Source organism: Microbacterium sp. Z10_103 (assembly GCF_058310455.1).
On sequence record NZ_JBZEGK010000001.1, the window covers coordinates 1,855,810 to 1,868,575 of the forward strand.

Sequence of the window (12,766 nt, forward strand, 5' to 3'; positions counted from 1 at the left end):
GATTGCTCGTGCAGGGCCTCGTGACCGGATGGCCACACCGGTGACACGACGCGCCCCGGCTCGCGGTTCACCCGTTGCCCACTCTTCGCAGAATTCCGTTCCCGACGGGCCTCGCGAGGAACGATCTCAGGCTTCGCCGCCGAACATGCTCGTGACCGAGCCGTCCTCGAAGACCTCGCGGATGGCGCGGGCCAGGAGCGGCGCGATGGGCAGCACCATCAGACCCTCGAACCGCTCGTCCGCGGGGATCGGGACGGTGTCGGTGACCACGACCAGGTCGATCGCCTCGTCCTGCAGCCGCACCGTGGCAGGCGGGCTGAAGATCGCGTGGGTCGCGGCGACGATGACCTTGCGCGCGCCGGCGGCCTTGAGGGCCTGCGCGGCCTTCACGATCGTGCCGCCGGTGTCGATCATGTCGTCCACCAGCAGGCAGGTGCGGCCGGCCACCGCACCGACGATCTCGTGCACGGTGACCTGGTTGGCGACCTTCGGGTCGCGGCGCTTGTGGATGATCGCCAGCGGGGCGCCGAGGCTGTCGGACCAGGTGTCTGCGACGCGGACGCGCCCCATGTCGGGCGAGACGACGGTGAGCGTCTCACGGTCTTCCGGGCTGAGGTGCTCGCGGAAGTAATCCAGGAGCACGGGCTTGGCGAAGAGGTGGTCGACCGGACCGTCGAAGAATCCCTGGATCTGCGCCGCGTGCAGGTCGACGCTCATGATGCGGTCCGCGCCCGCGGTGGTCAGCAGGTCGGTGACGAGGCGGGCGCTGATCGGCTCGCGTCCGCGGCCCTTCTTGTCCTGTCGCGAGTAGGGGAAGTACGGCGCCACCACGGTGATGCGCTTGGCAGAGGCGCGCTTGAGCGCGTCGAGCATGATCAGCAGCTCCATCAGCCACTCGTTGACCGGCGGGCCGAACGACTGGATGACGAAGACGTCGCATCCTCGGATCGAGACCTCGAAGCGCGTGTAGATCTCCCCCGACGCGAACGTGCGGTGCTCGGTGGGGGCGAGTTCGGTGCCGAGGTGCGCGGCCACCTGAGCGGCGAGCTCGGGGTGGGAACGACCGGCTGCGACGACGAGGCGCTTCTTCGTCTTGGCGACCAAACCGGGGGCGATGCCGTTGTCCCGATCGAGGTCAACCGTCTTCTTCTTGCGGCCCATCGCCAGCTTCCTGTGCAGACCGGGCCTGCGCGGCGACTCGCGCCGCGCCCGTGCCCGGTCGGTTGTTTTCGACCCATCCCTCGACGTTGCGCTGGGGCGCGACGCTCAGCGCCAGAGCACCGGGGGGCACGTCCTTGCGGACCACCGCGCCGGCCCCGGTTTTGGCGCCTTCTCCGATCCTAACCGGCGCCACGAACACGTTGTGCGAGCCGGAGTGCACCTCGTCGCCGATCTCGGTGCGGTGCTTGGTCAGATCGTCGTAGTTGGCCGTGATGGTCCCGGCGCCGAGGTTGACGTTGCGACCGACGGTCGTGTCGCCGATGTAGGACAGATGCGGCACCTTGCTGCCCTCGCCGATCGTGGAATTCTTCGTCTCCACGAACGTGCCGATCTTGCCCCCCTCGGCCAGTGTGGTGTTGGGGCGGAGAAAGGCGAACGGGCCCACGGTCGCCCGCGCGCCGATCACAGCGAGGGTCGCATCGGTGCGGCGGACGACGGCATCCTCCCCCACTTCGCAATCCACGAGGCTCGTGTCGGGCCCGATCGTCGCGCCGGCGGCGACGGCGGTCGCACCCAGGATGTGCGTGTTCGGCAGGATCGTCACATCCGGCGCGAGGGTGGCGGTGTCCTCGATCCACGTCGTCGCGGGATCCTGCACGGTGACGCCCTCCAGCTGCCAGCGCCGGACGATGCGGGCATTCAGCGTGCGCGCGGCTTCCGCCAGCTGAACCCGGTCGTTGACGCCGAGCGCCGCGGTCGCGTCCGGCGCCTCGGTGGCGGTGACGACGTGGCGGGAGTCGCGGAGGAGACGGATGACGTCGGTGAGGTAGCGCTCTCCCTGCGCGTTGGCCGAGCCCACCAGTTCCAGGTGGCTCCGCAGCGGCGCGGCCTGGAAGACGTACACCCCGACGTTGATCTCGGTGACGGCGGCTTCGTCCGCGGTGGCGTCCTTCTGCTCGACGATCCGCTCCACGCCGCCGGAGGCGTCGCGGATGACGCGGCCGTAGCCGCTCGGATCGGCCACCCGCGCGCTGAGCACGGTCGCGGCGGCCCCGGACGAGCGGTGCGCTGTGACGAGGTCGGCGAGGGTGGCCGCTTCCAGGAGCGGCACGTCACCGCTGAGCACGAGGATGTCGCCGGCGAAGTCGCCGAGGTCATCCAGCGCCACCTGCACGGCGCGGCCCGTGCCGGGGATCTCATCCTGGTCGACGATGTGCACGTCGGTGGTGAGGGCGGTGAGCGTCCGGACCACGCGGTCGCGCTCGTGGCGCACGACGACCTCGATGCGCACAGGGTCGAGCAAGGCGGCGGCGTCCAGCACGTGCGCCACGAGGGGGCGCCCGCCCAGGGGATGCAGCACCTTCGGCAGGCGCGAACGCATCCGTGTGCCCTGCCCGGCAGCGAGAACCACAATGGCCAGTTCGTTCGTCATGCTCCGCCGCCAGGATTCGAACCTGGTCCTAACAGCTCCAAAGGCTGTCGTGCTGCCGTTACACCACGGCGGACCGCGCCACCGGCGCCGTTTCAGTCTGCCAGATGGGGCTGGACGACAGCCCCGGGGCACGGGCAGCGCGCGAAGCGGATAATGGGACCGTGAGCCACGAGAGCGACGAGGTCGACCGCATCGTCGTCGCGTGGATCCGGCAGCGCCCCGACCTGGACTTCTCGCCCCTCGAGGTGCTCTCGCGCGTCGACCGCCTGTCGCGCCACCTCGACCGGGCGCGGAAAGAGGCGTTCCGCCGGAGCGACCTGGAGCCGTGGGAGTGGGACGTGCTCTCGGCACTGCGGCGGGCGGGCGAGCCCTTCCAGCTGAGCCCGAAGCAGCTGCTGCAGCAGACCCTCGTCTCCAGCGGCACGATGACCAACCGCATCGACCGACTGGTCGGCCGTCGCCTCGTGCGGCGCGAGGCCGACCCGGGTGACGGCCGGAGCATCCTGGTCACCCTCACTCCCGACGGGCGGACCCGCGTGGATGCGGCGATCACCCGCCTCGTCGACGCCGAAGCCCTCCTCCTCGACGCGCTGTCCCGCAGCGACCGCGAGCGTCTCGCCAACCTTCTGCGCAAGCTCAGCCTGGGCTTCGACGCCTGATCCCGCCCGGCTCGGCTCGGCGAGCATCCGGCGCCCGAGGCGAGGAGATCTGCCCGACCGAGGACGAGAACAGGCCTCTCCCCCCTCGGCTCGGCAGATCGCCTCGCTTCGGCGGTTGTCGGTCACCCGAGAGACTCGCCGAGTTCGTACCACCGCAGCTCGAGGTCGTCGCGCTCGGCCTCGAGCGCGCTGATCCGCTGCATCTCCGCTCCGAGACCCACATAATCGGCCTGGTCGTGGTCGACGAGGGCGGCCCGGGCGGTGTCGATCTCCTTCTCGAGCTTCGAGATACGTCGCTCGAGGGCTGCGGTCTCCTTCTGCGCGGCGCGCAGGTCGGATCCCGACAGTCCTGCCGAAGCGGGGGTGCTTCCCGCACCCGCGCGGGCCGTCTCCGGCTGCATCCGCCGCAGTCGGAGGTATTCGTCGACACCGCCGGGAAGGTGGCGGAGACGCCCGTCGAAGATGCCGTACTGCTGGTCGGTGACGCGCTCGAGGAAGTACCGGTCGTGCGAGACCACGAGGAGGGTGCCCGGCCACGAGTCGAGGAGGTCTTCCATGGCCGCCAGCATGTCGGTGTCGAGGTCGTTGGTCGGCTCGTCGAGGATGAGCACGTTCGGCTGGTCGAGGAGGATCAGCAGCAACTGGAGGCGCCGCCGCTGCCCGCCCGAGAGGTCTTTGACCGGGGTGGACAGCTGCGCACTGGAGAACCCGAGCCGCTCCAGCAGCTGCCCCGGCGTGAGTTCTTGCGCCTTGGAGCCGGCGCCGAACGTGTAGCTCGTGCGGAGTTCGGCCACCACCACCCGGACGGGGTCGTCGAGGTGCTCGACGAGCTCGTCGAGGCGCTGGGTGAGGGTGGCGACGCGCACGGTCTTCCCGCGCTTGACGCGGCCCGCCGTCGGCGTCACCGAGCCGTCGATGAGTCCGAGCAGGGTCGACTTGCCCGCCCCGTTCACGCCGAGGATTCCGGTGCGCTCCCCCGGCGCGATGCGCCACTCGATACCGTGCAGCACCTCCCGCGTCCCGGTCTCCGAGCCTGGCGACGGGTAGGCCACCGACACATCCAGCAGGTCGACGACATCCTTGCCCAGGCGGGAGACGGCGAGGGACTGCAGGGCGACCGGATCGCGGAGCTCGGGAACGTCGGCGATGAGCGCGTTGGCGGCGTCGATGCGGAACTTCGGCTTCGCGGTCCGGGCAGGAGCTCCACGGCGGAGCCAGGCGAGCTCCTTGCGGGCGAGGTTCTGCCGTCGTGCTTCTATGGAGGCGGCCTGACGGTCGCGTTCGACGCGCTGGAGGATGTAGGCGGCGTATCCGCCTTCGAACGGCTCGACGATGCGGTCGTGGACCTCCCACGTGACCGTGCACACCTCATCCAGGAACCACCGGTCGTGGGTGACGACGAGCAGCCCGCCGGCGTTCGGCGCCCACCGGCGCTTCAGATGCTCGGCGAGCCACGTGATCCCCTCGACGTCGAGGTGGTTGGTCGGCTCGTCCAGGAACAGCACGTCCCAGTCACCGACGAGCAAGCGGGCGAGGGCGACGCGACGGCGCTGGCCGCCGGACAGGGTTCCGAGCACGGCGTCCCACGCGAGGTCGCCCAGGAGGCCTGCGATGACGTCGCGGACGCGCGGATCACCGGCCCACTCGTGCTCGGGACGGTCGCCGACCACCGCAGCGCCGATCGTGTCGTCGTCTGCCAGCGTGTCGCCCTGATCGAGGACCCCGATCTGCACACCACCGCGGACGGTCACGCGGCCCGAGTCGGGTTCCATCCGCCCGGCGAGCATCGCGAGCAGGCTCGACTTGCCGTCGCCATTGCGTCCAACGATGCCGATGCGGTCGCCCTCGTTCACGCCGAGAGACACCGAGTCGAAGACGACGGTTGTCGGGTATTCCAGGTGCAGGGCCTCGGCCCCAAGGAGATGTGCCATCCGTCCCAGGCTACGGCGAATCCTCGGGGCGAATTCTCGCCGTGGGCTCAGGGGGTGGCGGGCCGGGTGAGCCCGAGCGTGTCCCGGAGCGTCGTGCCCGGGTACTCGCGTCGGAACAGTCCCCGCGCCTGCAGTTCCGGGATGAGGTCGTCGCAGATCCGGTCCAGCCCTTCCGGCAGATATGACGGGGTGAGCGTGAACCCGTCGCACGCGCCGCTGCGGAACCACTCCTCCATCCGATCGGCGACGGTCTGCGCCGTGCCGACGACGACCTGGTGCCCGGAAGAGGTGGCTCGCGTGCGCAGCAGCTCACGCAGCGTCGGCTTGTCGTTCACGACGATCCGGTACAGGCCGGCGTACCGGCTCGCGAGTGGGCTGGGGTGAGTCGCGGCTACCGACGGGTCGATGAGGCGATCGGGGGGAACCGGCTGATCGAGGTCGAGGTCGGCAAGCTCCGCACCGAGCAGCAGGCCGCTGAGAGTGGCGAGGGCGATGTCGGGCTGGACGAGGTCACCGAGCTCGGCGAGGATCCGTTCGGCGTCCTCCTGGGTATCGCCGATGACCGGCATCAGACCGGGGAGGATCGGGATGCGCTCACGCCCCGCATCCGTGGAGAACTCCTCGAGCTTCGACCGGGACCGCTGCGCCGGTGCCTTCTCCACCTGCGCGGTGAACACGACCTCGGCATTGCGCGCCGCGAACCGCATCCCCTCCTCGGACTGCCCCGCCTGCGCGATCACGGGTCGCCCCTGCGGCGAGCGCGGCACGCTCAGCGCATCGCGGATCTGGTAGTAAGGCCCTCGGTAGTGGGGTTGGTGGATCTTTGCGGGGTCGGCCCACACGCCGTTCTCCCGATCGATGACGACGGCGTCGTCCTCCCAGGCGTCCCAGACCGCGATGCACGCCTGCAGGTAATCCTCTGCGCGCCGGTACCGCTCCTGCTTCTCCGGCAGCGGAACCGTGAAGTTCTGCGCGCCGTCGTACGACGTCACCACGTTCCACCCCACCCTGCCGTGGGAGAGGTGATCCAGCTGGGACAGCATCCGGGCGACGTTGTACGGTTCGCTGAAGGTGGTCGAAATGGTGGCGACAAGGCCGATGTTCTCGGTCACTGCGCTGAGCGCGGCCATTGTCGTCAGTGGCTCGTAACCGCCCATCTCGGGGTTGAGGCCGGCGTCGCCGTAGTACAGCGCATCGGCGAAGAAGACGGCGTCCATCTTCGCCGCCTCTGCCCGTTGCACGGAGTTCTTGGCGCCGTCCAGACCGTAGAGCAGCTCCACCTGGCTGTCCGGGCGACGCCAGCTCGACCTGTTCCGGCCGACGGGGCTGAAGAACAGGAACAGGTGCATCTGGTCGTCGTCGGCGCGCGGCGGCATCGCGTTCCCTTCCTCGGTACGGTCGCGGCGGCGGAACCGGTCCGCGCGGACGCTCGCCTCACCGTAGGAGCACGGTCGCGTGCAGCGGCGCGCCCACCGGGCCAATCAGGTAATAACCCCCGCCCCGCCGCCCGCCGCGCCCGCCCCGCGGACGCCCGGCCCGCTGGCAGGGCGTAGCCTGTCGGCCATGAGGCGGGCTCGCGTGGATTCCACGGCGGTCGAGTCGATCGGATATGACCCGGCCCTCGCCGTCCTGGAGATCGAGTTCACCGGCGGCGATGTCTACCGGTACTTCGCGGTGCCTCGCTCGGCGCACCGGGAGCTCATCGCTGCCGAGAGCATCGGTCGTCATTTCCTCGAGCACATCCGTGACGTCTACCCGGCCGAGCGGGTGCGGTGAACGCCACCACGATCACGGATGAGGGGATGCTCCGACAGACGGAGCATCCCCTCACCGGTTCCACGATCTCGCCGGTCAGACGAGTCCGTTCTCCTCGAGCCACTGCGACGCGATCTCGTCGGGCGAAAGCTCATCCTCGGTGGACTGAACGTTCAACGCGACAAGGCCCTCGGGGGTCAGGGCGGCGCTGACGGCGTTGAGCACGTCCGCCACCTCGTCTGCGACATCCGAGCCGACGACCGGGACGACGTTGGAGGCGAGGAAGAGGCCCTCGGGGTCATCCAGAACGACGAGGTCTTCGGTCTGGATGCGCGGGTCGGCGGTGAACACGTTGGCCACGTTCACCGTGCCGGCCACGAGATCTTCGACCGTGGTGTCTCCCGTCGCCGAGAACTCTACGGCGACGTCGTAGGTCGATTGGAGCCCCTGCGGGCCGTACGGGCGCTCGGCGAGCTCGGCCGGACCCCCGAGGGTCAGCGGGACGTCGACGTTCGCCAGGTCGGCGATCGTGGAGAGGTCGTACTGCTCGGCGAAGTCCGCCGTGACGGTGTACGAGTCCTGATCACTTGCGGTGGACTGCTCGAGCACCTCGAGGCCCTCGGGCAGCGCGTCGGGGAGCGCCGCGTAGACCTCGTCGGGCGTGCGCGCCTCGGTCTCGGCGTCGAAGTACTGCAGGAGGTTCCCCGAGTACTCGGGGAAGACGTTGACCGAACCGTCCTCGAGGAGGGGGATGTACGCGTCGCGCTGTCCGATCTGGAACTGACGCTCGACCTCGAAACCGGCGTTCTCCAACGCCTGCGCGTAGATCTCGGCGATGATCTCGTTCGAGTAGTAGGCCGCAGAGCCGACCACGATGGTGGTGTCGTCGGCGTTCTCGCCACCGGCGGAATTGTCGTCTTCCAGCGGGTTGCTCGAGGCGCAGCCGGCCAGCGCGAGCGCTGCGGCCGCCACACCGGCGACACCGGCCAGGCCCCTGCGGGTACGTCCTGTGAACATGTGATTCCTCTTTCTTGATGGGGTTCGATGGGGTCAGGGGGGCAGATGCGGACCGCTGCGGGTGACGAGGGCGGCGGGTTCGATCCGCCCGCGGAGCTTCTTCGTGGCGCCACCGGAAACGGATGCCGCCGCCCGGACTCCGCGCGGCACCACGGCGTTCTGCAACCAGGCGAACAGGGCATCCAGGAGCAGGGCGAGTGCCGCAACCAGGAGGGCGCCTCCGATGATCACCTCGAGGCGCCGCAGCTGCAGCCCGGAAATAATGTACTCGCCCAGCCCGCCGAGGCCGATATAGGCGGCGATGGTCACGGTCGCAACCACCTGAAGCGTGGCCGCCCGCAGGCCACCGACGAGGAGCGGCAGTCCGAGGGGCACCTCGATCTTCCACAGGATCTGCCACGGTGTCATGCCCATCGACCGTCCGGCATCCAGGACACGTGGCTCGATGGCCTCGAAGCCGGTGTAGGCACCCGCCAGGAGAGAGGGGATCGCGAGGACGACGAAGGTGATCACCGCCGCCTCCGGCTTGTGCAGAACCCCGAGGAGCAGGGTGAGGAGGATCAGCAGTCCGAACGACGGAATCGCACGCGCTGCCCCCGAGACGGCGACGGCGACCTCGCGCCCTCGCCCGGTGTGCCCGATGTACCAGCCGATCGGAACGGCGATCACCGCGGCGACCAGCACGGACATCGCCGTGTAGGCAAGCTGTTCTCCGGTGGCGACGGGGATCGAGGCCATGGCCCCGGTGTCACCGGAGAAGAGCCAGGCGAGCGCTTCGAGGAAGAGGTTCATGCGTCGGCCCCGACCGCGATCGCCGAGCTACGCCGCACGCGCGGGGTGGACAGGGGACGCGTCCACGGCATGAGGAGGCGCCCGGCCACCAGGAGGAGCAGATCGACCACGAGCGCGAGCACGACGACGGCCGCCACCCCGGCGAGCACTTCGGGGATGATGCGGCGCTGCAGGCCGTTGGTGAAGAGATACCCGAGGTTCGTGATGCCGACGAGGATCCCCACGGTCGCGAGGGAGATCGTGCTGGCCGCGGAGACGCGCACCCCCGCGAGGATCACGGGGCCCGCCAGGGGGAAGTCCACCGCCCAGAAGCGGCGGAACGCCCCGTACCCGATCGCGGTGGATGCCTGCCGCACGCCCTGGTCGACGGAGTCCAATCCGTCGGCGACGGAGCGGACGATGATCGCCACGGCGTAGATGGTCAGCGCCACGATGAGATTCATCTCGCTGGTGATGCTGTACCAGCCGGTCGCGCTGGGCAGCAGGATCAGCAACGCGATCGACGGGACGGTGTACAGCAGCCCGGTGGTGGTGATGACGCCGCTGCGCACCAGGCGATAACGCCACGCCACCCAGCCGAGCGGCACGGACAGTACGAAGCCGAGAAGGATCGCGAGGACGCTCTGCCGCAGATGGACGAGCGCGAGCTCACCGATCAGATCGAGGTTGTTGGCGACCCAGATCACGGGCCCGCGCCCTCCCGGAGTGCCCCCTGCGTGCGCCCCTCAGCATCCACGACGACCGTGCCGCGCGGCGTCTGCTTGAGGTGCAGGGCGCGTTTACCCGTCTCCGCGCCGATGAAGCTCGAGACGAAGCCCTCGGCGGGGTCTTCCATGATTTCGCTGGGACTTCCCACCTGCGCGATGCGGGCACGTTCCTCCAGGATCACCACCTGGTCGCCGAGAAGGAACGCTTCGTCGATATCGTGCGTGACGAACACGATCGTCTTGCCGATCTCGCGCTGCAGCCGCAGCAGTTCTTGCTGAAGTTCCGCGCGCACGATGGGGTCCACCGCACCGAACGGCTCGTCCATGAGCAGGATGTTCGGTTCGGCTGCCAGCCCTCGTGCCACGCCCACCCGCTGCTGCTGACCGCCGGACAGCTGGCTGGGATATCGATCGGCCATCGCCCGGTCAAGACCCACCGTGTCCATCAGCTCGAGCGCGCGGGCGCGGGCCGCTTTGCTCTTCTGCCCCTGCAGCACCGGAACCGTGGCGATGTTCTGCGCCACGGTGAAATGCGGGAGAAGCCCGGAGTTCTGCATCACGTAGCCGATGCTGCGTCGCAGTTCCACGGGCGGCCGCCCGGTGACGTCCTCGTCATCGATGGACACCACGCCGGAGGTCGGGTCGACCATGCGGTTGATCATCCGCAGCAGCGTCGTCTTCCCCGACCCGGACGACCCCACGAGCACGGTGGTCCGGCGTGAGGGCAGCACGAGACTGAAGTCCTCCACGGCACATGTGCCATCGGGGAAGACCTTCGAGACGGAGGAGAACTCGATCATGGACCCGGGTGACGACCGTCAGTCGACGACCTGGACTTCCTTCCAGAAGGCGACGTAGCCGGAGAAGTCCTTGCCGACGCGCTCGATCGCGGTCGGGTTCGGCGTCGGGTACGCCCACGCCCGGTCGGGAAGGCTCGTGTCTCCGACGGAGACCGTGTAGTACTGGCACGCACCCTTCCAGGGGCACGTGTAAGGGGTGGGGCTGTCGACGAGGACACCCTCCCGCACGCTCTGCGGCGGGAAGTACCAGTTCCCCTCGATCGAGATCAGATCCTGCCGGTCGGCTTCGGCGAGAACCGTGCCGTCGAGTACTGCTTTCATGGACTTCCTCCCGATGGGATGGGTTCGCCGGAACGGCGAGGGCGTCGCTGGGTGTCACGCTACCCGAGCCCTCGGACATGGGGCGCGAGAGTGCTCCTTGTTGTCATCGCATCCGGCACCGGATTCATTCCCGCGACTCAGATCAGCCGCGCCCCCGGGACGGGCCCGTGCACGTGCATCGCCCGCAGACCCGCGGCGCTCAGACTCATCCGCAGGTCGATGGCGGTCGCCTCGTCCGGGGCGAGAAATGCGAGTGTCGGCCCCGACCCCGACACGATGCCGGCGAGCGCGCCGGATCGTTCTCCTGCCTCCAGCACGCTGGCGAGATCGGGGCGGAGGTGCAGGGCAGGGGCCTGAAGATCGTTGCGGAGCGTGGCGGCCAGCATCCCCGCGTCCCCCTGCCGCAGGGCATGCAGGACGGCAGGATCCACGGCCGGGCGCCGCCGGACGGGACCGATGTCGACGAGATGGCGGGTGCGGTGCTCGTCCAGTTCGCGATAGACCACCGGGGTGGACATGCCCTCGGCGCTCGGGACGAGAACCCAGTCGAACCGTCCTCGGGCCAGCGCCGAGCTGACCTCGTCGCCGCGCCCGGTGCCGACGGCGGTGCCGCCCAGCAACGCGAACGGCACGTCGGCGCCCAGACGAGCCGCCAGGCGCAACAGTTCGGCGGTGGACAACCCGGTCCCCCACAGCGCGTCGCACGCGACGAGGGCTGCCGCCGCATCCGCCGATCCGCCGCCCATTCCTCCCGCCACCGGCACCGACTTGTGGATCTCCAGATGAACGCCGGCCTCGGTGCCGGTCGCGCGGGCGAGCAGCCGGGCGGCTCGGACGGCGAGATTCCGATCGTCGGTCGGCACGTCGTCGAGGTCGGTGTCCCCGCTCACCTCCACGGTGATCTCGTCGGAAGGGCTCGCCCACACGTCCTCGAAGATCGACACGGCCTGGTAGGCCGTCGCGACGTCGTGGTATCCGTCGTCCTGGACGTCGCCCACCTCGAGGAAGACGTTGATCTTCCCGGGCGCGCGCACGTGCACGCCGCCGGTCGACGCCGCCAAACTCACCGGGCCGAATCCGCCCAGCGATCGAGGTCGATCGTCTCGACGAGGGCGTCGATGCGCTCCAGCTCCTCCGTGTCGAAGGCCGGTCCGCCCGCTGCGGCGAGGTTGTCGTCCAGTTGATCGATGCGCGACGCCCCGATCAGCGCCGAGGTGACCGTCGGCTCGCGCAGCACCCACTGGATCGCCATCTGGGCGAGGGTCTGCCCGCGTTCCTTCGCGATGAGATTCAACCCGCGAAGGCCGGTGATGGCGGCGTGCGGGAGCGGGTTCTCGGGCAAAGAGGAGCGTCGCTGCGCACGCTGGGCGCGTCCATCCCCCAGGTACTTGTCCGTCAGCACGCCCTGGGCGAGGGGTGTGAAAGCGATCGCGCCGAGGCCCTCCTGAGCCAGCACACCGGTGAGGCCGTCCTCCACCCAGCGATTCACCATCGAGTACGACGGCTGATGGATGACCAGGGGCGTTCCCAGCGACCGGGCGACGGCCACCGCGGCGGCGGTCTGCTTCTCGTCGTACTGCGAAATGCCCACGTAGCGGGTCTTGCCCTCGCGCACCAGGGTGTCCAGTGCCCCGATCGTCTCCTCGATCGGGGTGACCGGGTCGGGCCGGTGGGAGTAGAAGATGTCGACGTAGTCGATGCTCATGCGCCGCAGAGACTGCTCAGCGCTGGCGAGGATGTATTTGCGCGACCCGAGGTCGCCGTAGGGACCCGGCCACATGTCCCACCCCGCCTTGGACGAGACGATCAGTTCGTCGCGGTAGGGCGCGAAGTCCTCCCGCATCATCCGCCCGAAGTTCGTCTCGGCCGAACCGTACGGCGGGCCGTAGTTGTTCGCCAGGTCGAAGTGCGTGACGCCCCGGTCGAATGCGTGGCGAAGGAGCTCCCGCTGCCGGTCGAACGGGATGTTGTCTCCGAAGTTCCACCAGAGCCCGAGAGACACCGGGGGGAGATACAATCCGCTAGTACCCACCTGCCGGTAGCCCATCGCCGAGTAGCGATCTTCGGCAGCGGAGTACGGGCGATGGATGTCGGAGACGTCCGGGCGGAAACGCGGTCGGTCGGTCACTCTCCGACCCTAGCGCGGACACGCCCGGCTGCGAACGACCCCGGAGCGAAATCCCGCCGTAAC

The 12,766-nt window shown here is 69.3% G+C and carries 13 protein-coding genes and 1 tRNA gene; 2 read left to right on the top strand and 12 right to left on the bottom strand.

Going from position 1 to position 12,766, the window contains the following annotated elements; all coding sequences use genetic code 11:
• Nucleotides 1-126: 126 nt before the first annotated feature.
• The 3 genes from AC4FS2_RS09000 to AC4FS2_RS09010 all read right to left on the bottom strand — a co-directional run bounded on the left by AC4FS2_RS09000 (nt 127) and on the right by AC4FS2_RS09010 (nt 2,666).
• On the bottom strand, nt 127-1,161 hold the full coding sequence (locus AC4FS2_RS09000) for a ribose-phosphate diphosphokinase (RefSeq protein WP_491151976.1): 1,035 nt from the start codon (nt 1,159-1,161) through the stop codon (nt 127-129).
• Nucleotides 1,136-2,593, bottom strand: coding sequence for a bifunctional UDP-N-acetylglucosamine diphosphorylase/glucosamine-1-phosphate N-acetyltransferase GlmU (glmU, locus tag AC4FS2_RS09005; RefSeq protein ID WP_491151974.1), 1,458 nt, complete (start codon nt 2,591-2,593; stop codon nt 1,136-1,138). The genes AC4FS2_RS09000 and glmU overlap by 26 nt, the downstream gene beginning before the upstream one ends.
• A 1-nt stretch (nt 2,594) precedes the next feature.
• A tRNA-Gln gene (locus AC4FS2_RS09010) sits at nt 2,595-2,666 on the bottom strand.
• Nucleotides 2,667-2,754: 88 nt separating this feature from the next.
• Here AC4FS2_RS09010 and AC4FS2_RS09015 point away from each other — a divergent pair.
• Complete coding sequence (locus AC4FS2_RS09015) at nt 2,755-3,252, top strand: MarR family winged helix-turn-helix transcriptional regulator (RefSeq protein WP_491151972.1); 498 nt, start codon at nt 2,755-2,757, stop codon at nt 3,250-3,252.
• A gap of 122 nt (nt 3,253-3,374) precedes the next feature.
• Here AC4FS2_RS09015 and AC4FS2_RS09020 read toward each other — a convergent pair whose 3' ends face one another.
• Nucleotides 3,375-5,183: an ABC-F family ATP-binding cassette domain-containing protein gene (locus AC4FS2_RS09020; RefSeq protein ID WP_491151970.1), complete on the bottom strand. Its 1,809-nt coding sequence runs from the start codon at nt 5,181-5,183 to the stop codon at nt 3,375-3,377.
• Between the two features lie 47 nt (nt 5,184-5,230).
• Nucleotides 5,231-6,559 (bottom strand): NtaA/DmoA family FMN-dependent monooxygenase, encoded by a 1,329-nt coding sequence (locus AC4FS2_RS09025; RefSeq protein WP_491151968.1) that lies wholly within the window; start codon nt 6,557-6,559, stop codon nt 5,231-5,233.
• 187 nt (nt 6,560-6,746) lie between these two features.
• On the opposite strand from AC4FS2_RS09025, the gene AC4FS2_RS09030 reads away from it, so the two are divergent.
• Nucleotides 6,747-6,959 (top strand): KTSC domain-containing protein, encoded by a 213-nt coding sequence (locus AC4FS2_RS09030; RefSeq protein WP_491151966.1) that lies wholly within the window; start codon nt 6,747-6,749, stop codon nt 6,957-6,959.
• Between the two features lie 75 nt (nt 6,960-7,034).
• On the opposite strand, the gene AC4FS2_RS09035 is transcribed toward AC4FS2_RS09030, so the two are convergent.
• The 7 genes from AC4FS2_RS09035 to AC4FS2_RS09065 form a co-directional block, all read right to left on the bottom strand.
• Entirely contained in the window at nt 7,035-7,955 is a 921-nt protein-coding gene (locus AC4FS2_RS09035) for an ABC transporter substrate-binding protein (protein ID WP_491151964.1), read from the bottom strand.
• Nucleotides 7,956-7,988: 33 nt separating this feature from the next.
• Nucleotides 7,989-8,747, bottom strand: a complete 759-nt coding sequence (locus tag AC4FS2_RS09040) for an ABC transporter permease (protein WP_491151962.1) — start codon at nt 8,745-8,747, stop codon at nt 7,989-7,991.
• Complete coding sequence (locus AC4FS2_RS09045; protein ID WP_491151960.1) at nt 8,744-9,433, bottom strand: ABC transporter permease; 690 nt, start codon at nt 9,431-9,433, stop codon at nt 8,744-8,746. Before AC4FS2_RS09045 ends, AC4FS2_RS09040 begins: the two co-directional genes overlap by 4 nt.
• Nucleotides 9,430-10,254 carry an ABC transporter ATP-binding protein gene (locus tag AC4FS2_RS09050; RefSeq protein WP_491151958.1) on the bottom strand — a complete coding sequence of 275 codons (825 nt, stop codon included), beginning with the start codon at nt 10,252-10,254 and terminating at the stop codon, nt 9,430-9,432. The genes AC4FS2_RS09045 and AC4FS2_RS09050 overlap by 4 nt, the downstream gene beginning before the upstream one ends.
• Before the next feature lie 18 nt (nt 10,255-10,272).
• Entirely contained in the window at nt 10,273-10,575 is a 303-nt protein-coding gene (locus AC4FS2_RS09055; protein ID WP_491151956.1) for a DUF427 domain-containing protein, read from the bottom strand.
• Between the two features lie 137 nt (nt 10,576-10,712).
• Nucleotides 10,713-11,642, bottom strand: a complete 930-nt coding sequence (locus AC4FS2_RS09060; RefSeq protein ID WP_491151954.1) for a 4-(cytidine 5'-diphospho)-2-C-methyl-D-erythritol kinase — start codon at nt 11,640-11,642, stop codon at nt 10,713-10,715.
• Complete coding sequence (locus tag AC4FS2_RS09065) at nt 11,639-12,703, bottom strand: aldo/keto reductase (RefSeq protein ID WP_491151953.1); 1,065 nt, start codon at nt 12,701-12,703, stop codon at nt 11,639-11,641. The genes AC4FS2_RS09060 and AC4FS2_RS09065 overlap by 4 nt, the downstream gene beginning before the upstream one ends.
• Nucleotides 12,704-12,766 lie beyond the last annotated feature (63 nt).

Bases quoted from the DNA above. Each gene is read 5' to 3' on its own strand.
- AC4FS2_RS09025 (WP_491151968.1), bottom strand. From the start codon at position 6,559: ATGCCGCCGCGCGCCGACGACGACCAGATGCACCTGTTCCTGTTCTTC.
- AC4FS2_RS09020 (WP_491151970.1), bottom strand. From the start codon at position 5,183: ATGGCACATCTCCTTGGGGCCGAGGCCCTGCACCTGGAATACCCGACA.
- AC4FS2_RS09000 (WP_491151976.1), bottom strand. From the start codon at position 1,161: ATGGGCCGCAAGAAGAAGACGGTTGACCTCGATCGGGACAACGGCATC.
- AC4FS2_RS09050 (WP_491151958.1), bottom strand. From the start codon at position 10,254: ATGATCGAGTTCTCCTCCGTCTCGAAGGTCTTCCCCGATGGCACATGT.
- AC4FS2_RS09035 (WP_491151964.1), bottom strand. From the start codon at position 7,955: ATGTTCACAGGACGTACCCGCAGGGGCCTGGCCGGTGTCGCCGGTGTG.
- AC4FS2_RS09030 (WP_491151966.1), top strand. From the start codon at position 6,747: ATGAGGCGGGCTCGCGTGGATTCCACGGCGGTCGAGTCGATCGGATAT.
- AC4FS2_RS09040 (WP_491151962.1), bottom strand. From the start codon at position 8,747: ATGAACCTCTTCCTCGAAGCGCTCGCCTGGCTCTTCTCCGGTGACACC.
- AC4FS2_RS09055 (WP_491151956.1), bottom strand. From the start codon at position 10,575: ATGAAAGCAGTACTCGACGGCACGGTTCTCGCCGAAGCCGACCGGCAG.
- glmU (WP_491151974.1), bottom strand. From the start codon at position 2,593: ATGACGAACGAACTGGCCATTGTGGTTCTCGCTGCCGGGCAGGGCACA.